An 18,389-nucleotide genomic window follows, 5' to 3' on the forward strand; every position below is an offset into this window, starting at 1 on the left:
ACGTCCCGGGGCGGTCGCCCTCCGATCGCTGACATTGCCGCTGCGGGAGACATCCAGGCAAAACAAACCCCCCAGCAACTCGTTGAGTTTGCCGGGGTTTATTTCGACTTGATTGCGGGGCCCGCAATCATTTCGAATTGCGTTCGGTCGCCGCAAACGACAGCCTGTTGATCAGGCTGGCCAGGGCGCTGGACGTTGGTTTGTTTCGGGTCGCGGCATAATCCTGGCGGCCGCCCTTCTCCTCGCCACCCGCCATCAGGTGAGTCGGCGCGATCCCCATTCGGCTTTCGAGCTCCGCGACGGCGGTCATTCCAATGGCGACACTTCTGGCGAAAGCAGGGCCTGGAGGGCGTCGAGCCCCTCGGTCAGGGCCGCCGGTCCCGGCTGCAGGATGATCGGCGCCTTGATTTCGTGGAGCCTGCCGTGTTGAACCGCGGGAATGCGGTCGAAGCCGGGCCTTGCCGCCAGCTTCTCCGGCCGGAATTTCTTGCCGCACCAGGAGGCGACAATCACCTCGGGTGCGGCCTCGACCACCTGCGTAGGCGTGACGATGCGGTCACGCGCGGCCTTGGCGCCGGCCAGATCCGCGAAGACGTCCTGCCCGCCCGCCATCTCGATCAGTTCCGAAATCCAGGCGATGCCGCTGATCATCGGCTCGTCCCATTCCTCGAAGTAGACGCGGGGACGATGGACGCGCCGCGCGGCCACGTCCCGCGCCTCGTCGAGACGACGGCGCAGCGTCTCGGTCAGCGCAAAGGCTTTCGCCCCCTCCCCGACCAAGGCACCGAGCAGACGGATCATGTCCAGAATCCCGGCGATGGTGCGTTGATTGAAGGCATGGACCGCGACGCCGGCCCGGACCAGACCAGCGACGATTTCGGCCTGGAGATCCGAGAAGGTCAGCACCAGATCCGGCGCCAGGGCCAGGATCTTCGGCATGTCGGCCGAGGTGAAGGCGGAGACCCGGGGCTTGTCGCGCCGGGCCTCGGGCGGGCGCACACAATAGCCCGAGACGCCGACGATACGGTCCTGCGCACCGAGGAGATAGAGGGTTTCCACCGTCTCCTCGGTCAGGCAGACGATCCGCGACGGCGGGAAGGCCATCAGGCGGCGGCCGCCACGGGCAGGGGCCGGGCGATCACGCCGAGGGCGATAGCCGCCTGATGCAAGACCGCGAGAATGGCGAGCGCCAGCACGTTCATCTGCAGCACATAGGCAATGATCTCGAAGGTGAACGCCGCCTCGCCGCTGCCGATCACGAAGGCCGAGGCATGGAGCGCCCCCTGCCAGACGATGAACGCCACGGCGAACCCCGCGATGCCGCGCAGCACCGCGGCGCGCCCCCTGAGCAGATCGGCCGCCGCCACGGCACCGCCGAGGGACAGCAGCGCGCCGATCCCGATGACGACGCCCCAGGCATAGGTCAAGGCATCGTGAGGATAGCCGAGCAGGCCGAAGCCGATCGCCTGATTGGCGATCCAGGCGGTGAAGACGGCCACTGTCGCGTCGCGGCGCGACAGGTTCAGGGCCGAGACGGCGGCGAGGGCGGCGAAGGGCGTCGCGCAGGCGAGCACCAGGGAGAATGCCGTGCTGGCGGCGGCGATGAAGCCGATCCAGATCAGGCTGCGGGCGCGGGCGGACAGGCCCGACAGGAGACCGAACGAGGCCGGGATGGACGAAAGGCTCATGGACACACCTCTATGCCCCACGCGTGGGTGTTTTCGCGGGCGATTTCGGGCGGGGGATCGGGGCGGCGAACCAGGGCCGGGGATGAGACGAGCCATGGCGCATCCGCCAGGACACCCCGCCCGGTGACGTCATTCCTCTCGGCAGGTCTCCTGGCTCGCGGATCGCCGCCCTCGCCGGCCTTCCCGGACCATTTCGGTCCAGTGGCATGATCGGTTCGGGCTAGCCGCTCACAGTTGCGGGGGCAGCGCCGGATTTGCACCGGCTTCCCTCTTCACCCGCCGAGGCGGGCACCGGGAAGAGAACCATCTCTCCGCCAAAGGGCGGCCGCTGTCAAGATTGTCCCCTATCCGCCCCGCACCCCACCACCGGCGATCAGGCTCCCCGCTCGCCCCGGCGCAGCGGCAATCCTTGCGGAAGGCCGGCTCGTCGATCTGGATGACGGCGATGCCCGCCGCCTCAAGATCGTTCACCTCGTCGCGAAGCGCGAGCGCGATCTGACGGCAGACGTCGGCGCGTGGAAGATCGTCGCGCACGAAGGACCATTGCAGCATGGTCACCGGCCCGGTCGGCATGCCCTTCATGGGTTTCTCGGTCAGGGACTGGGCATAGCGTGCCCAGTCGACCGTCATGGGCCATGACCAGGAAGGTCCCGACGTCGTGCAATACCGCGGCGGCTCAGAATTCCACCCCAGCCTGGGCCTTGATGCCGGCGCGGAAGGGATGTTTGACCAGGGTCATTTCGGTGACGAGGTCCGCCATCTCGATCAGCTCCGGCTTCGCGTTTCGACCGGTGAGGACGACGTGAGTCATGGGCGGCTTCTCGTCGCGGAGGAAGGCGAGAACCTCGCCGAGCTCGAGATAGTCGTAGCGCAGCGCGATGTTGATCTCGTCGAGCAGCACCATGCGGATCGCGGGATCGCGGATCAGTTCCTTCGCCTTCTCCCATCCCGCGCGGGCGGCGGCGATGTCGCGGGCCTTGTCCTGGGTCTCCCAGGTAAAGCCTTCGCCCATGGTATGAAAGCGGCAGAGGTGGGGGAAATGTTCCTCGATCAGGCGGCGTTCGCCGGTGTCGCGCCCCCCCTTGATGAATTGAACGACGGCGCACGGCATGTCGTGGGCGATGGCACGCAGAATCATGCCGAATCCGGCGGACGACTTGCCCTTGCCGGGGCCGGTGTGGACGATGATCAGGCCTTTCTCGCCGTCCCGTTCCGCCACCATGCGGTCGCGGGCCGCCTTGATGCGGGCCATTTTCGCCGCGTGTTCGGCCGCCTCCGCAGCCTCCGTCGCCTCCATCCGCGTCTCTCCGATGCTTGACAAAATCTCGGTCCGGCCCTCTGTTGGGGCCGCGTCGGTTCCTGTCTATGACAGGCGAAGAGGGAATGCGATAGGGGAAACCCAAAGCGCAGCCGCCCCCGCGACCGTGACCGGAGAGGTCGCCCAAGCCACTGGCCGCAAGGCCGGGAAGGCGGGCGCCCGTTGGAAGAGATTCCTGAATCCGCAAGCCGGGAGACCTGCCGACGCGTGTTTCTGATCGGGCGGGCGGGGTGTCCGCGACCGGCAGGCGGGCGCGTTTTCCCTGCGTCCCTCCTACGGCCCCATCCCGTCTGCCCCTGCGCAAGGACCGGGGATGGCCGTAACGCTTCATGTCTGTATCACCTGCCGCGCCGGAAGGCCGGTGGTGGAGGGGGAGCCCTGCGCGGGCGAACGCCTCCATGCCGCCTTGCAAGGCGCGCCGATCGAGGGGGTGACCATCGCCCCCGTCTCCTGCCTGTCGACCTGTTCGAAGGGTTGCGCCGTCGCCCTCGCGGCACCGGGGCGCTGGACCTATGTCTATGGCGGCATCACGCCCGAGAGCGATGCGCCCGACGTCGCCGAGGGCGCGCGCCTCTATGCCGGCGCGCCGGACGGCATCGTGCCCTGGCGCGAGCGACCAGAGCTGTTCCGCCGCAACATCGTCGCCCGTATCCCGCCGCAGGAAGCCTGAGCCATGGCCGATCTCGCCAAGACCCCCGTCACCATCGTCACCGGCTTCCTGGGCGCCGGCAAGACCACCCTGATCCGCCATCTGATGGCCCATCCCCAGGGCCGGCGCCTTGCCGTGCTGGTCAATGAATTCGGCACCGTCGGCGTCGACGGCGAGTTGCTGAAGGATTGCGCCGACGAGAACTGCCCGGCGGAAAACATCGTCGAACTGGCCAACGGCTGCATCTGCTGCACCGTCGCCGACGATTTCATCCCGACCATCGAGCGATTGCTGGCCCTGCCCCGGCGCCCCGACCACATATTGATCGAGACCTCCGGCCTCGCCCTGCCGAAACCCCTGCTGAAGGCATTCGACTGGCCGGCGATCAGGAGCCGCGTGACCATCGACGGCGTCATCGCCCTTGCCGATGCGGAAGCCCTGGCGGCCGGCCGTTTCGCCCCAGACGAGGCCATGGGACCGAGCGAGCACGAGACCCCGCTGGCGGAAGTATTCGAGGATCAGATCGCCTGCGCCGACCTCGTCCTCCTGACCAAGCCGGACCTCGCGGGCGAGGCCGGCATCGCCGCCGCCCGCGCCGTGATCGCGGCGGAAGCGCCCCGCCCCCTGCCGGTGCTGACGCTTTCCGACGGCGTGATCGATCCCCGCGTGGTGCTGGGCCTCGACGCGGCGGCGGAGGACGACATCGCCGCCCGCCCGTCCCACCACGACGGCGAAGACGATCACGAGCACGACGACTTCGCCTCCACCGTGATCGAGATCGGCGAGATCGATGATCCCGAGGCGCTGGCCGCGACCATTCGCGACCTGGCGCGAAACCAGCGCATTCTCCGCGTGAAGGGCCATGTCGCGGTCGCGGGCAAGCCCCTGCGGCTTCTGGTCCAGGCGGTCGGGGAGCGGGTGCGCAGCCAGTTCGACCGGCCCTGGCCGGGCGCGCGCCAATCCCGCCTCGTCGTCATCGCCGAACGCGGCGATCTGGACGAGGCGCTGGTTCGCGCCGCCTTCGGGGTCTGATCGCCCATGCATGTGGTCTTCCGCGAAAGCCACGGGCTGGACGAGGCCGACAGTCCCGTCGACCTTGCCCAGGATCCGGCGGATCTCGTGGTCCTGTCCTTCTCGGACAGCGACCTCGGGGCTTTCGCGGCGGGCTGGCATCGCGCCAAAGGGCGGCTGCCGGCGCTTCGGCTCGCCAATCTCGGGCGCCTGCGCCATCCGCTCTCGGTCGATACCTATGTCGAACGCACGCTCGCAGGGGCACGGGGCGTCCTGGTCCGCCTGATCGGGGGCGAAGCCTTCTGGTCCTACGGCCTGATGCAATTGCGCGATCTGGCGCTTCGCAAGGGAATCGCGCTTGCCGTCCTGCCCGGCGACGGCCGGCCCGACGCGCGGCTGGACGCGCTCTCCACCCTGCCGGCCTCGACCCTGCGCCGGCTGGCCGCGCTCTGTGACGCGGGCGGTGCCGTGGCGGCCGAGGCCGCGCTGGCCCAGATGGCGCTGGCCGCCGGCCTCTATGCCGCCCCCGTGGCGGGCGGGAAGACGGTGCCGGACGTCGGTTTCTACCATCCCGCCACCGGCGCGACGGCCGAGCCGCCCGCCGAAACCGTGCGCCCCGAAGCCCTGGTGGTCTTCTATCGCGCCTATCTGACCGCCGGCGACACGGGCCCGGTCGATGCCCTGATCGCCACCTTGCGGGCACGCGGCTTCCACGCCTTCGGTTTCTTCGCGCCGTCCCTGAAAGCCCCCGGTGTGGCGGCGCATCTGGCGCCCTTCCTCGCCGCCCGGCGACCCGCCGCGATCGTGAACACCACCGCCTTTTCGGCCATAGGCGGCGACGACGCATCGCCCCTGGATGCGGCGGGATGCCCCGTGTTCCAGGTCGCCCTGTCGACCGCGCCCCGGGCGGATTGGGCGGCGGCGGCGCGCGGTCTATCCCCCGCCGATCTCGCCATGCATGTGGTCCTGCCGGAAGTGGACGGGCGGCTCTTCGCCGGTATCGTCAGCTTCAAGGCGGCCGCGCGCGACGACATCCTTCAATGCGACCTGGCCCGCCATCGGCCGGATGATGAAAGGATCGCCGCCGTCGCCGGGCGCATCGCGGCCTGGCACCGCCTGGCGGCGACGCCGGCGGGAAAGCGCGATCTCGCCATCGTGCTCTCGACCTATCCGGGGCGCGACGACCAGATGGCCCATGCCGTCGGCCTCGACACATTCGCCTCGGTCGCGGCCCTGCTCGACGATCTGGACGCCGAAGGTTACGGCGTGGCGCCGGCGGGTGATCTCGCCGGCGACCTGAGCATCGGACGGGAACATTGGCCGCTGGCCGCCTATCGCGCGGCCCTGGACGAATTGCCCGCCGCCCTGATCGCGGACATCACCACCGCCTGGGGCCCGCCCGAGGACGATCCGGCGCTGACCGACGCGGGCTTCGCCTTCGCCGCCGTCCAGCGCGGCCGGGCCCTGATCGCCCTGCAGCCGGAACGCGGCCGGCCCGAGACACGCGACGCCGATTATCACGACCAGTCACGCCCGCCCCGCCATGCCTATGTCGCCTTTCATCTCTGGCTGCGGCGCCGGGGCCTCCATGCCCTCGTCCACATGGGCGCCCATGGCACCCTGGAATGGCTGCCGGGCAAGGCGGTGGCGCTGTCGGCCGAATGCTGGCCGGAAGCCCTGATCGCCGACCTGCCGGTGATCTATCCCTTCATCGTCAATGATCCGGGGGAGGCGGCCCAGGCCAAGCGCCGCATCGGCGCCCTCACCCTCGGCCATCTGCCGCCACCCCAGATCGCCAGCGAGGTGCCGGCGGGATTGCGCCGCCTGGAACGCCTGCTCGACGAATTCTCGACCGCCGACGGCCTGGATCCCGCAAGGCGCGACCGGCTGATCGCCGACATCAGGGCGGAGGCGCGGGCAACCGGGGTGGAGGACGATCTGGGCCTGCCGCCGCAAGCCTCCGCCGCCGAGGCCCTGACCCGGCTGGACCGTTTCGTCTGCGACATCAAGGACAGCCGCTTCGGCGACGGGCTACACATTCTGGGCCGGGGGGCCTGCGGCACGGCGGAGCGCGACGGCATGCTGGCGGCCCTGGCCGGGCGCCGTGTCGCGGCGGGGCCGGCCGGATCGCCCGGCCGGGGGCGCGGCGACGTGCTGCCCACCGGGCGCAATCTCTTCGCCGTCGATCCCCGCGCCGTGCCCACCCGTGCCGCCCATGCCCAGGGCGTGAGGCTGGCGGAGGAATTGCTGCGCCGGCACCTGCAGGACCAGGGCGACTGGCCGCGCGATCTGGTGATCGACCTCTGGGGTTCCGCCACCATGCGGACGGCGGGGGAGGAATTCGCCATGGCGCTTCACCTTGCCGGCCTCGCCCCGACCTGGGACGAGACCTCGGGCCGCGTCACCGGCTTCGAGGTGATCCCCCTCTCCCTCCTGGAGCGCCCGCGCATCGGGATCACGCTCCGCGTCTCGGGACTGTTCCGGGATGTCTTTCCCGATCTCGTCAGCCTGTTCGGCCAGGCGGCGGCGGCGCTCTCGGGCCGGACCGAGACGCGGGCCGACAATCCCTTCCTCGGCGGCGGGCCCCGGGTGTTCGGGCCGGCACCGGGGCGCTATGGCCTCGACCTCGGCACGACCGTCGAGGATTACGCCGAGGGCCGGCAGGCGGCGGGGGCGGCCTGGCTCTCCGCCTCGTCCCACGCCTTCGACGGCGACGGGGCGGGACGCGATCTGCTGGTCGGCCGCGTGGCGGCGGCGGACGGATTCGTCCATGTCCACGACCTGACGGAAACCGACCTTCTCCTCGCCCTCGATCATGCCGCCCATATCGGAGGCTTCGCGGCGGCGCGTGGGGAAGATGCCGGGCCCCTCTACCATCTCGACACGACCGACCCGGACACGCCGCGCGCCCGCCTGCTGACCGAGGAGATCGCCCGCGTGGTGCGGGCCCGCGCGGCCAATCCGGCCTGGGCCGACGGCATGATGCGCCACGGCTTTCGCGGCGGGGCGGAGATCGCCGCCACCCTCGACCATATGGCCGCCTTCGCCTATCTGGCGCATGCCGTGCCGGCCCATCTGTTCGACCTCTATCATGACGCGACCCTTGGCCGGGACGAAGTCGTCGCCTTCCTGGAAGCCGCCAATCCGGGGGCCCTGGCGGCGCTGCGCGATCGTTTCCGGCGCCTGCATGACGCGGGCCTGTGGCGCAGCCGGCGCAATGCGATCGTCGCGGCGATGGAGACGGGACCATGAACGGCGCCGGCTTCACGGTGAGGGGCTGGTGCCCCGGCGCGCTTCGCCCCATGGCATCGGGCGACGGCCTGATCGCCCGCATCCGCGCCCCCCTGAACCGCCTGTCGCCCGGCCAGGCGCGGGGCCTTGCCCGCGCCGCGCGCGACCATGGCAATGGCGCGATCGATCTTTCCGCCCGGGCCAACCTGCAACTGCGGGGCATTGCGCCGGAACGCCACGATGCGCTTCTCGCCGATCTCCGGGCGCTCGGTCTCGTCGATGGCGATGCGACACGGGAAGCAAAGCGCAATCTGGTAGTGACACCCTTCGCCGATGGTACCGAACCCCTGGCCCAAGCGATCGAGGACGGGCTCGCCGATGCCCCGCCCCTGCCGGGCAAATTCGGCGCCGTGCTCGACTGCGGGCCTGTCCGTGTGATGGCAGACATCTCGGGCGACATCCGGATCGAACGGGACGAGACCGGCCGCCTGCTGCTGCGTGCCGATGGCGCCGCGACCGGGCGGCCGATCGAACGGGAGGACGTGACCGGTAAGGTTGCGGCGCTCGCCGCCTGGTTCGTCGCGGCGGGCGGTGTCCGGGACGGGCGCGGGCGGATGCGCGACCTCATCGCCCGTGGGGTGCGGCTGCCCGCCGATCTCGCCGGCGACGCGCGGCCGGCGCCCGCCGCCGAACCACCCGGCCCCGGCGCCCACGACCTCGGCTTTCTGGCAGCCATCGAATTCGGCCGCCTGGGCGCCGAGACGCTGGACCATCTCGCCGCCCAGAGCCGGGGCTTGCGCCTGACGCCCTGGCGCATGATCCTGATCGAGGGCGGTGGGGCGCCGGGCGATGCCCCCGGCCTGATCCGCGATCCGGGCGACGCCCGGCTGCGCGTCTCGGCCTGCACCGGCGCGCCCGGCTGCCCGCAAGCCTTCGCCCCGGTGCGCGATCTCGCCCGCGCGCTGGCGCCACGCGTGCCGCCACAGCGCCATCTCCACGTCAGCGGTTGCGCCAAGGGCTGCGCCCATCCGGGCCCCGCCGACCTGACCCTGACCGCCGGTGCCGGGGGCTTCGCCCTGATCCGGCGGGGCCGCGCGGGCGATCCGCCGCTGCGCCTCGGCCTTTCGCCCCAAGACCTGATTCAAGATTTCCATCTGCCGTTCGAGGCCCCATGACTTCGCGCCCAACGACGCCGCGCCGCTATGAAACCGACGCCGCCGCCATCTATGCCCGCTCCTTCTCGATCATCCGGGCGGAGGCCGATCTCGCCCGCTTCACGCCCGAGGAAGAAGTCGTGGCCGTTCGCATGATCCATGCCGCCGGCATGGTCGGGCTGGAACACCACATCCGCTTCACCCCGGACCTGGCGCTCGCCGCCCGTGCCGCCCTTCGCGCCGGCGGCGCCATTCTGTGCGACGCCCATATGGTTGCGAAGGGGATCACCCGCAGCCGCCTGCCGGCCGGCAATACGGTGATATGCACCCTGAACGATGACGGCGTCGCGGAGACCGCGCGCGCCCTGGCGACGACACGGTCCGCCGCCGCGCTGGAACTTTGGCGGCCCCATCTGGCAGGTGCGGTGGTCGCCATCGGCAATGCCCCGACGGCCCTGTTCCACCTTCTCGACATGCTGAAGGATCCGGCCTGTCCGCGCCCGGCGGCGATCATCGGCTGTCCCGTCGGCTTCGTCGGCGCCGCCGAATCCAAGGCCGAATTGTGGGAAACGGCACCGGTGCCGAGCCTGATCGTCGAAGGCCGGCTGGGCGGCTCGGCGATCACGGCGGCGGCGGTCAATGCCCTTGCCGGCCAGCCGGAGTGAGACCATGGGCAAGGTGATCTGCGCCGGCCTCGGCCCCGGCGATCCCGAATTGATGAGCGTCCGCGCCGACCGCGCCATCCGCGCCGCCTGCCACATCGCCTATTTCCGAAAGAAAGGCCGCAGCGGCCAGGCCCGCCGCATCGTCGAGGGATTGCTGCGCCCCGATGCGATCGAACACGCCATGGAATATCCGGTCACCACCGAACTGCCCTTCGACAGTCCCGCCTATAACGACGCATTGGCCCGCTTCTACGACGATTGGAGCACCCGCCTCGCCGCCCTCGCCGTAACCGAGGACGTGGTGGTTCTGTGCGAGGGCGATCCCTTCTTCTACGGTTCCTTCATGCATCTGCACGCCCGCATGAAGGACCGGGTGACGGTGGAAGTGATCCCCGGGATTCCCGGCATGGCGGGCTGCTGGACCGCGACCGGCCGCCCCATGACCTGGGGCGACGACGTGCTGACCGTCCTGACCGGCACCATGACGGAAAGTGATCTGGCCCGTCACATGGTGGCGGCGGATGCCATCGTCGTCATGAAGACCGGGCGCAACCTGGCCAAGATCCGCCGGGCGCTGGCCGCCGCCGGCCGGCTCTCCGCCGCCGTCCTGATCGAGCACGGCACCATGGCGGCGGAACGGATCCGCCCCCTGACCGATGTCGCCGACGACGCCTGCCCCTATTTCGCCATCGTCCTCGTCCACGGCCAGGGCCGCCGCCCGGCGCGGGAGGACGTGGCATGAGCGGGCACCTGACCATCGCCGGCCTCGGCCCCGGACCCGACGCCCAGGTGACGCCCGAGGTGACGGCAGCCCTGGCGGCGGCGAGCGACATCGTCGGCTATGGCCCCTATGTCGCGCGGGTGGCGCCATCGGGCGCCGCGCGCCACGCCAGCGACAATCGGGTCGAGTTGGAACGGGCGCGCCTCGCTCTCGATCTCGCGGCGGCCGGGGGCCGGGTGGTGGTGGTCTCTTCCGGCGATCCCGGCGTCTTCGCCATGGCGGCGGCAGTATTCGAGGCGGTGGCGGATCATCCCGCGCGGAACACGATCGCGATCGACGTGTTGCCCGGCATCACCGCCATGCTGGCGGCGGCGGCGCGGATCGGCGCGCCGCTGGGCCATGATTTCTGCGCCATCAACCTTTCCGACAATCTGAAGCCCTGGCCCCTGATCGAGCGCCGTCTCCAACTCGCGGCGGAGGCGGATTTCGCCATGGGCCTCTACAACCCGCGTTCGCGCGCGCGGCCCGCCCAATTCGCCCGGGCGCTGGACATCCTGCGCGCGGCCTGCGGCCCGGCACGCCCGATCGTCTTCGCCCGCGCCGTCGGCAGTGCCGATGAAGCGATTGCGATCACCGACCTCGGCGCCGCGACGCCCGAGATGGCGGACATGCGGACCGTCGTCCTGGTCGGTTCCTCCACCACCCAACGCGTGGGGCGCTGGCTCTATACCCCGAGGTCGGCGGGATGATGCAGCCAGTCCAGGATTGCCTCGATCGTGCCGGCCGTCGGGCGCGGCGCCACGGCGGGCCGTTCGATCATGATCACCGGCAGGCGGAGCGTCCGCGCCGCGTCCAGCTTGGCCCGCGCGCCATCACCACCGGCATTCTTGGCGACGACGACCTCGATGTCCTGCGCTTCCATCAGCGTGCGGTCGCCCGCCAGGGTGAAGGGGCCGCGATCCACCACCGCGACCGCATCGGCCAGCGGCAGCGGCCCGTCCGGCGCATCGACGAGACGGAGCAGATAGCGGTGCTGCGAAAGGCCGGCGAACGCATCGAGGTGCTGGCGTCCGATCGCCAGGAAGACGCGGCGCCTTGGCCCGTCGAGGGCGGCGACGGCGCCCGCCATGTCGGGCACGGAACGCCAGTCGTCTCCCGGTCCCGGTGTCCAGGGTGCGCGTTCGAAGGCGATCAGGGGCACGCCCGCCCGGCGCGCGGCCTCGACGGCATGGGCACTCATGCTCGCCGCGAAGGGATGGGTGGCATCGATCAGATGGGTGATGCCCTCGGCGCCCAGATAATCGACCAGACCGTCGATGCCGCCGAAGCCGCCGACACGCATGGGCAGCGGTTGCGCTTTGGGCGCGGCCGTGCGCCCGGCGTAGGAATAGATCCCCGCGATCCCGGCGTCCGCGACGGCCTGGGCCAGACGGCCCGCTTCCGTGGTGCCGCCGAGAATGAGGGGGCGGATCATGGCTGAACCCTGGCTGTCGATCATCGGCATCGGGGAAGATGGCCTTGCCGGCCTCGGTGTTTCAAGCCGGAACGCCCTGGCGGCGGCCGAATTCGTCTTCGGCGGGCCCCGCCATCTCGCCCTTGCCGGCGTCGGCGCGCGCGGGCGGCCCTGGCCGGTGCCCTTCGACATCGGCCCGGTGATCGCCTGCCGGGGCCGGCGCACCGCCGTGCTCGCCTCCGGCGATCCGTTCTGGCATGGCGCCGGTGCCGTGCTGGCCCGCGCGCTCGAAGCCGGGGAATGGGTGGCCTATCCCGCCCCCTCCACTTTCGCCCTGGCGGCCGCCCGTCTCGGCTGGGCGCTGGAGTGCACCGCGTGCCTCGGCCTCCATGCCGCGCCCTTCGAGGGGATGCTGACCCATCTGAGAGCCGGCGCCCGCCTGCTGTGCCTGTTGCGCGACGGCGCGGCGCCCGCGCGCCTTGCGGCCTGGCTGTGCGATCGGGGCTTCGGCGACAGCCGGCTCCATGTCCTCGAAGCCCTGGGCGGCCCGCGCGAGCGGATCCGCGCCACCAGGGCGAGGGACTTCGCTCTCGACGACGTCGCCACCCCCGTCGCCATCGCCATCGAGGCGGCGGGGCCCCCGGGCCTGCCCCGCGCGCCCGGCCTGCCGGACGATCGTTTCGTTCACGACGGTCAGATCACCAAGGCGCCGGTCCGCGCCCTGACCCTGTCGGCGCTGGCGCCGCGCGGCGGCGAAATGCTCTGGGATCTCGGTGCCGGGTCGGGTTCCATCGCCGTCGAATGGTGCCTTGCCGCCGGTGGCCGCGCCGTTGCGGTGGAGCGGCGGGCGGATCGTCTGGCCGGGCTCGACGCCAATCTCGCCGCCTTCGGCCTTCGGGACCGCGTGACCGTGATCGGGGGCGAATGGGCCGACGCGCTGCCCGACCTGCCGGCGGCGGATGCGGTCTTCGTCGGCGGCGGCGCGACGGCGGCGACGCTGGCCGCGCTGTGGGCCCGGCTGCGCCCCGGGGCGCGGCTGGTGATCAACGCGGTCACCCTGGAGACCGAACATCTGCTGGCGGAGGCGGCGGCACGCCTCGGCGGCACGCTGCTGCGCTTCGAATTGGCCGAAGCCAAACCCCTCGGCAGTTTTCGCGGCTGGGTCCCGGCCCGGCCCATCGTGCAATGGAGTGTGACGAAATGCGCGTAGCGGGCATCGGCTTTCGCCGGGTGGCCGGCATCGAATCCCTGCGGGCCGCCCTCGATGCGGCGGGCGGCACCACCGGCGTCTCCTTGCTGGCGACGGCGGCGGAAAAAGCCGAGGCGCCGGTCTTGCTGGCGCTGGCCCGCGATCTCGGCCTGCCCTTGCGGGCCGTGCCCCGCGACCTGCTTTCAGCCCAGGCGACGGCGACGCGATCGGCCCGGACGAGCGAGGCTTTCGGCACGGGCAGCGTCGCCGAGGCGGCGGCGCTGGCGGCGGCGGGCCCCGGTGCCCGCCTTGTCGCGCCCCGCGCCGTCTCCCCCGACGGGATGGCGACGGCGGCGATCGCCGAGACGGAGGAACCATGACCGTGCATTTCATCGGCGCCGGCCCCGGCGCCCCAGACCTGATCACGCTGCGTGGGCGCGACCTGATCGCGGCCTGTCCGGTCTGTCTCTATGCCGGATCGCTGGTGCCCGCCGCCCTGCTGTCCCATTGTCCGCCGGGTGCGCGCATCGTGAACACGGCGCCCCTGTCGCTGGACGCCATCATCGATGAAATGGCGGCGGCCCATGACGCGGGACAGGACGTCGCCCGCCTCCATTCCGGCGACCTGTCCGTCTGGTCCGCCCTGGGGGAGCAATTGCGCCGGCTCCGCGCCCTGGGCATTCCCCATGACGTGACGCCGGGCGTGCCGGCCTTCGCCGGGGCCGCCGCGGCCCTTGCCTGCGAATTGACCCTGCCGGGCGTGGCTCAATCCCTCGTGCTGACCCGGACCTCCGGCCGGGCGAGCGCCATGCCCGAGGGCGAGACCCTGGCCGCCTTCGCCGCGACCGGCGCCACGCTGGCGATCCACCTCTCGATCCATGTCCTGGCCAAGGTCGTCGCCGAACTTCTGCCCTTCTACGGCGCCGAGGGCCCGGCCGCCGCCGTCTTCCGCGCCACTTGGCCGGACGAGCGGATCATCCGCGCCCCCCTCGGCCGGCTGGAGGAGGCGGTGGCGGGGACCATGGAACGGACGGCGCTGATCCTGGTCGGCCGGGTGCTGGGGGCGGCGGATTTCGCCGAAAGCCGGCTCTATGCCGCCGACTACGACCGCCGCTTCCGCCCGACGGGCGATGCCCCCCGCTTCCCGGAGGGGGAATGATGCCGCCGGGCCTGATCATCGGGGCGCCGGCCTCGGGCAGCGGCAAGACCACCCTCATGCTCGGCCTGTGCCGGGCCTTCCGCGACCGGGGCCTGACGGTCCAGCCGTTCAAGAGCGGGCCCGATTATATCGATCCCGCCTTTCACGCCGCCGCCGCCGGCCGACCATCGTTCAATCTCGATTCCTGGGCCATGCCAGCCGATCTGATCGCGGGCCTGGCGGCCAAGGGGGCCGACGCCGACCTGATCCTGGCCGAAGGTTCCATGGGCTTCTTCGACGGCGTGGCGGTGCCCGGCGCCATGGGCATCGGCGCCGGCGCCGACATCGCCGCCATGACGGGCTGGCCCCTGGTGCTGATCCTCGACGTCTCGGGCCAGGCGCAAACGGCGGCGGCCGTCGCCCTGGGCTTCGCCCGCTTCCGGCCCGATATCACACTCGCCGGTGTCGTGTTGAACCGGGTGGCTAGCCCCCGTCACGAGACGCTGGTTCGTGCCGGCATGGCGGCGGCGGGCATTCCGGTGCTGGGTGCCCTGCCCCGGCGCGCCGCCATCGAAGTGCCGGAGCGCCATCTCGGCCTCGTGCAGGCGGAAGAACATGGCGCGCTCGAGGCACTGATCGCGGATGCCGCCGCTCTCGTCGCCGCCCATGTCGATCTCGACGCCTTGCGAGCGGCAGCGGCGGGATCCCTTACGGCGGGCACGGCGCCATTCCCGGCGCCGCCGGGCCAGCGCATCGCCCTGGCGCGCGACGCCGCCTTCTCCTTCGTCTATCCCCATATGCTCGACGCCTGGCACGGCGCGGGGGCGGAGGTGCTGCCCTTCTCGCCCCTCGCCGACGAAGCACCGGATGAAAGCGCCGACATCGCCTGGCTGCCCGGCGGCTATCCCGAACTCCATGCCGGGCGCCTGGCCGCCGCGAACCGTTTCAAGGCGGGCCTCCGCCATTTCGCCGAGACCCGGCCGGTTCATGGCGAATGCGGGGGTTACATGGCCATGGGTGCCGCCCTGATCGATGCCGACGGCGGGCGGCATGAGATGGCCGGCCTGCTCGGCCTCGTCACCTCCTACGAAAGACGCCGCATGCATCTCGGCTATCGCCGGGCCGTCCTGCGCCGGGCCATGCCCGGCCACGGGCCGGGGGCCGCGCTGCGCGGTCACGAGTTTCATTATTCGACCGTCATCGAACAGGCGGACGAGCCTTTGGCCGAGGTGCGGGACGCCAATGGTACCCTGGTCGCGGAGACGGGTTCGCGCCGTGGCCGCGCTACGGGCACCTTCTTTCATCTGATCGCGGGGGCGTGATGACCGGCTTCGTCTCCTTCGTCTCGGCCGGGCCCGGCGATCCCGAACTGCTGACCCTGAAGGCCGTCGACCGGCTGAAACGCGCCGATGCCGTGCTCTACGACGATCTCGCCGCCGGACCGATCCTCGACCATGCGCGGCCGGGGGCCGATCTCGTCGGCGTCGGCAAGCGCGCCGGCCGCGCCTCGCCCCGGCAGGACCATATCAGCCGCCTGCTGGTCGATTACGCCGCCGGCGGGTTTCGCGTGGTGCGCCTGAAGTCGGGCGACGCCGGTATCTTCGGCCGGCTGGAGGAGGAAGTGCAGGCCCTGCGCGCGGCCGCCATCCCTTTCGAGATCGTGCCCGGCGTGCCCAGCCCCTGCGCGGCGGCGGCGGGCGCGGGCCTGCCGTTGACCCGGCGCCACGCCGCGCGGCGCCTGCAATTCGTCACCGGCCACGACGTCTCGGGCCGGCTGCCCAATGATCTCGATATAAGGGCGCTGGCGGACCCCGGCGCCGTGACCGCCGTCTTCATGGGCAGGCGCACCTTCCCCGGGCTGGCCGCGACCCTGATGGCCGCCGGCCTGCCGGGCGATACCCCGGCCTTGATCGTGGAGGATGCCAGCCTCGCGACCGAGAAACGGATGCGGACCACCGTCGCCGCCCTTGCCCGCTACCTCGACTCCACCGATCCGGCGGGTGCGGCCCCCGCCCTGATCCTCTATGGCCCGCTGGCGGAGGGCGATCATGATTGATCTCGCGCTGGTCGGCATCGGCACCGGCGATCCGGCCCATCTGACCCTTCAGGCGATCCGCGCCCTCAATCGCGCCGACCTGATCCTGATTCCGCGAAAGGGCGCCGACAAGGCCGACCTCGCCCAATTGCGCCGGGCGATCCTGGACGAGGTGCTGACCAATCCCGAAACCCGGATCGGCACCTTCGACCTGCCGGTCCGCGACGCGGCGCGCGCCGACTATCGCGCCGGGGTCGACGACTGGCACGACGCCATCGCCGCGACCTGGGCCGCAGCGATCGCCGCCCAGCCGGCAGTGAAACGCGTCGCCCTGCTGATCTGGGGCGATCCCGGCCTCTACGACAGCAGCCTGCGCATCGCCGCCCGCCTGTCGCCGCCGCCCCGGATCGACGTGATCCCCGGCATCACGGCGATCCAGGCCCTGACCGCCGCCCATGCCATCCCCCTGAACGAGATCGGTGCCCCCTTCGTCGTCACCACCGGCCGGCGGCTGCGCGACGAAGGCTGGCCGCCCGGCGTCGACACGGTGGTGGTGATGCTGGACGGCGAATGTTCCTTCCGCCATCTCGATCCGGACGGGATCGAGATCTGGTGGGGCGCCTTCCTCGGCATGGCGCAAGCGATCACCCTGGCGGGCCCCCTGGCCGGGACGGCGCCGCGCATCGTGGCGGCCCGGGCCGAGGCGCGGACCCGCCACGGCTGGATCATGGACGTCTATCTGCTGCGGCGAAGGCCGGCCCGTCCCGGGCTTCCACCAGAATAGCGACCGCCTCCACCATGGCCGGACCGGCGCAGGTCCAGAGCCGGTTGGGCACGCCGATCACCCGCATCTCGAAGGGCAGTTTCCCGAGGATGGGGTGATGCAGCACGTCCGCCGCCCTGGCCGGTGCCGGATAGGGTTCGCTGTCGACGATCAAGATGTCGGGCCTGAGCGTCACCACCCATTCGAGCGGCAGGCCCGTGTAACCCTCCAGCCCCGGCGAGGTGCCGAGATTGACGAGCCCGGCCCGGCCGAGCAGCGTATCGACCAGCGTTCCTGCGCCGGCGGTCAACCCGTTCGGGCGCAGCACCAGGGCCCGAGCACGGTCGCCACGCCGGGGGATGGCATCGAGTCCCGCGCGGATCCCGTCGATCATGGCCTCGCCCCGCTCGGGATGGCCGACGACGGCGGCGACCTCGCGGATCTGGGCCTCCACCGCCGCGAAACTCGCGGGGACGTCCAGCTCGAGCACCGGAAAATCCAGCTTGCGCAGCAAGGCGACGGTGTTCCGCGTCGTATGGCGCCCGGCGACGACGAGATCCGGCGCCGCCGTCACCACCTCTTCCGCCAGGCCATGGTTGACCGGCAGCCCTTCCGCCAGATCGGCGACATTGGAGATATGCCGGTCCCCGGACAGGAAGGAGACCGAGGCCACCTGATCGCGGTCGGCGAGACGCAGCACCAATTCGTCGGCACAGAGATTCATCGAGACGATGCGGGGCCCCGCCAGGGCCGCCGGCCCGAAGGCCAGCAGCCCGACGAGGCCGGCGATCAGCCGCCGCACGGAAAGCCCCTGGCCGTCCGGTCCAGGGGATCGGGGGCGAGGCCGAGACAGCGCCGGCGCAATTCGTCCCACAGCGCCAGCCGGTCGAAATTCGGCGGCCGCGAGGGTTTCATCGCCGGCGTCAGCAGGGGATTGGGCAGGAACACCGTCATCTGCTGCTCGCCCGCGCCGTTGAAGAAGCGCAAGCCCCACGAACGCGGCACGCCGTCGGCCGAGAGGTTGCGATACATCTCGGCCCGGGCCGTGCGGCGCCGGGCGGCGAGATCGGCCGGGGTCGGATTGCGCGGGCTGCCCTTGTTCTCGCCGATGCAGAGGTGGAAATGCCACCTGCCGAAATCGACGGTCAGATAGCCGTCGAACAGGCTGACCTTCTTCGGCGCGGCATCGACCGCGATCTCGAAAACGGCACCCTGCACGCAGGAACCGAAGACGATCTCGTGCCAATGCTCCTCGAACAGGAAGCGGCACAATTCGAACAGGAAGTCGGGTGCCACGGAAAGAGGGAAGATCTCCACCTTTCCGTTGCCCGCTTCCTCGACGATGCGGGAGGGGGTCGTGCTCATGACCGCACC

General features: G+C 71.2%; 20 protein-coding genes, 1 pseudogene and 2 riboswitches. Of the genes and pseudogenes, 13 read left to right on the plus strand and 8 right to left on the minus strand.

The window, feature by feature from the left end:
- Positions 1 to 127: 127 nt before the first annotated feature.
- The 5 genes and pseudogenes from L2U69_RS17135 to cobO form a co-directional block, all read right to left on the minus strand.
- Entirely contained in the window at positions 128 to 310 is a 183-nt protein-coding gene (locus tag L2U69_RS17135) for a hypothetical protein (protein ID WP_236108356.1), read from the minus strand.
- Entirely contained in the window at positions 307 to 1,104 is a 798-nt protein-coding gene (locus tag L2U69_RS17140; RefSeq protein ID WP_236108357.1) for a cobalamin-binding protein, read from the minus strand. The genes L2U69_RS17135 and L2U69_RS17140 overlap by 4 nt, the downstream gene beginning before the upstream one ends.
- Positions 1,104 to 1,688 (minus strand): hypothetical protein, encoded by a 585-nt coding sequence (locus L2U69_RS17145; protein WP_236108358.1) that lies wholly within the window; start codon positions 1,686 to 1,688, stop codon positions 1,104 to 1,106. Before L2U69_RS17145 ends, L2U69_RS17140 begins: the two co-directional genes overlap by 1 nt.
- A 123-nt stretch (positions 1,689 to 1,811) precedes the next feature.
- Positions 1,812 to 1,999: riboswitch (cobalamin riboswitch) on the minus strand.
- Between the two features lie 157 nt (positions 2,000 to 2,156).
- Positions 2,157 to 2,318, minus strand: a pseudogene (locus tag L2U69_RS19320) (hypothetical protein); the annotation flags it as partial.
- A 46-nt stretch (positions 2,319 to 2,364) separates the two neighbouring features.
- Positions 2,365 to 2,985, minus strand: a complete 621-nt coding sequence (cobO, locus tag L2U69_RS17155) for a cob(I)yrinic acid a,c-diamide adenosyltransferase (protein ID WP_236108359.1) — start codon at positions 2,983 to 2,985, stop codon at positions 2,365 to 2,367.
- A gap of 39 nt (positions 2,986 to 3,024) precedes the next feature.
- A riboswitch (cobalamin riboswitch) is annotated at positions 3,025 to 3,225 on the plus strand.
- Positions 3,226 to 3,319: 94 nt separating this feature from the next.
- Between cobO and L2U69_RS17160 the strand changes: the two genes are divergently transcribed.
- The 7 genes from L2U69_RS17160 to cobJ are packed head-to-tail and all read left to right on the plus strand — an operon-like array spanning position 3,320 to position 11,186.
- Positions 3,320 to 3,676, plus strand: a complete 357-nt coding sequence (locus tag L2U69_RS17160; protein WP_236108360.1) for a DUF1636 family protein — start codon at positions 3,320 to 3,322, stop codon at positions 3,674 to 3,676.
- A gap of 3 nt (positions 3,677 to 3,679) precedes the next feature.
- Positions 3,680 to 4,687, plus strand: a complete 1,008-nt coding sequence (gene cobW, locus L2U69_RS17165) for a cobalamin biosynthesis protein CobW (RefSeq protein ID WP_236108361.1) — start codon at positions 3,680 to 3,682, stop codon at positions 4,685 to 4,687.
- A 6-nt stretch (positions 4,688 to 4,693) separates the two neighbouring features.
- Positions 4,694 to 7,918, plus strand: a complete 3,225-nt coding sequence (gene cobN, locus L2U69_RS17170; RefSeq protein ID WP_236108362.1) for a cobaltochelatase subunit CobN — start codon at positions 4,694 to 4,696, stop codon at positions 7,916 to 7,918.
- Positions 7,915 to 9,072 (plus strand): precorrin-3B synthase, encoded by a 1,158-nt coding sequence (gene cobG / locus L2U69_RS17175; protein ID WP_236108363.1) that lies wholly within the window; start codon positions 7,915 to 7,917, stop codon positions 9,070 to 9,072. Before cobN ends, cobG begins: the two co-directional genes overlap by 4 nt.
- A complete protein-coding gene (locus tag L2U69_RS17180; protein ID WP_236108364.1) occupies positions 9,069 to 9,716 on the plus strand; it encodes a precorrin-8X methylmutase in 648 nt (215 codons plus the stop codon). The genes cobG and L2U69_RS17180 overlap by 4 nt, the downstream gene beginning before the upstream one ends.
- 4 nt (positions 9,717 to 9,720) lie before the next feature.
- Complete coding sequence (locus L2U69_RS17185; RefSeq protein WP_236108365.1) at positions 9,721 to 10,458, plus strand: precorrin-2 C(20)-methyltransferase; 738 nt, start codon at positions 9,721 to 9,723, stop codon at positions 10,456 to 10,458.
- Positions 10,455 to 11,186 carry a precorrin-3B C(17)-methyltransferase gene (gene cobJ, locus L2U69_RS17190; RefSeq protein WP_236108366.1) on the plus strand — a complete coding sequence of 244 codons (732 nt, stop codon included), beginning with the start codon at positions 10,455 to 10,457 and terminating at the stop codon, positions 11,184 to 11,186. Before L2U69_RS17185 ends, cobJ begins: the two co-directional genes overlap by 4 nt.
- Here cobJ and L2U69_RS17195 read toward each other — a convergent pair.
- Complete coding sequence (locus L2U69_RS17195; protein WP_236108367.1) at positions 11,162 to 11,911, minus strand: cobalt-precorrin-6A reductase; 750 nt, start codon at positions 11,909 to 11,911, stop codon at positions 11,162 to 11,164. The two genes, cobJ and L2U69_RS17195, sit on opposite strands and share 25 nt — an antisense overlap.
- Here L2U69_RS17195 and cbiE point away from each other — a divergent pair.
- From cbiE to cobF, 6 genes are read left to right on the plus strand one after another with little or no spacing between them, the layout of a single operon-like run.
- Positions 11,910 to 13,100 carry a precorrin-6y C5,15-methyltransferase (decarboxylating) subunit CbiE gene (gene cbiE / locus L2U69_RS17200; RefSeq protein WP_236108368.1) on the plus strand — a complete coding sequence of 397 codons (1,191 nt, stop codon included), beginning with the start codon at positions 11,910 to 11,912 and terminating at the stop codon, positions 13,098 to 13,100. The two genes, L2U69_RS17195 and cbiE, sit on opposite strands and share 2 nt — an antisense overlap.
- On the plus strand, positions 13,091 to 13,459 hold the full coding sequence (locus tag L2U69_RS17205; protein WP_236108369.1) for a cobalamin biosynthesis protein: 369 nt from the start codon (positions 13,091 to 13,093) through the stop codon (positions 13,457 to 13,459). Before cbiE ends, L2U69_RS17205 begins: the two co-directional genes overlap by 10 nt.
- Positions 13,456 to 14,238 (plus strand): precorrin-4 C(11)-methyltransferase, encoded by a 783-nt coding sequence (cobM, locus tag L2U69_RS17210; protein WP_236108370.1) that lies wholly within the window; start codon positions 13,456 to 13,458, stop codon positions 14,236 to 14,238. Before L2U69_RS17205 ends, cobM begins: the two co-directional genes overlap by 4 nt.
- Positions 14,235 to 15,539 (plus strand): cobyrinate a,c-diamide synthase, encoded by a 1,305-nt coding sequence (locus tag L2U69_RS17215; RefSeq protein WP_236108371.1) that lies wholly within the window; start codon positions 14,235 to 14,237, stop codon positions 15,537 to 15,539. Before cobM ends, L2U69_RS17215 begins: the two co-directional genes overlap by 4 nt.
- Positions 15,539 to 16,273, plus strand: a complete 735-nt coding sequence (cobA, locus tag L2U69_RS17220; protein WP_236108372.1) for a uroporphyrinogen-III C-methyltransferase — start codon at positions 15,539 to 15,541, stop codon at positions 16,271 to 16,273. Before L2U69_RS17215 ends, cobA begins: the two co-directional genes overlap by 1 nt.
- On the plus strand, positions 16,266 to 17,036 hold the full coding sequence (gene cobF / locus L2U69_RS17225; protein WP_236108373.1) for a precorrin-6A synthase (deacetylating): 771 nt from the start codon (positions 16,266 to 16,268) through the stop codon (positions 17,034 to 17,036). Before cobA ends, cobF begins: the two co-directional genes overlap by 8 nt.
- Here cobF and L2U69_RS17230 read toward each other — a convergent pair.
- Both L2U69_RS17230 and L2U69_RS17235 read right to left on the minus strand, forming a co-directional pair.
- On the minus strand, positions 16,978 to 17,817 hold the full coding sequence (locus tag L2U69_RS17230; protein ID WP_236108374.1) for an ABC transporter substrate-binding protein: 840 nt from the start codon (positions 17,815 to 17,817) through the stop codon (positions 16,978 to 16,980). The two genes, cobF and L2U69_RS17230, sit on opposite strands and share 59 nt — an antisense overlap.
- Positions 17,805 to 18,380, minus strand: a complete 576-nt coding sequence (locus L2U69_RS17235) for a DUF7676 family protein (RefSeq protein WP_236108375.1) — start codon at positions 18,378 to 18,380, stop codon at positions 17,805 to 17,807. The genes L2U69_RS17230 and L2U69_RS17235 overlap by 13 nt, the downstream gene beginning before the upstream one ends.
- Positions 18,381 to 18,389 lie beyond the last annotated feature (9 nt).

Origin of the sequence: Zavarzinia marina (assembly GCF_021568905.1) — a bacterium.
Lineage (GTDB): Bacteria > Pseudomonadota > Alphaproteobacteria > Zavarziniales > Zavarziniaceae > Zavarzinia > Zavarzinia marina.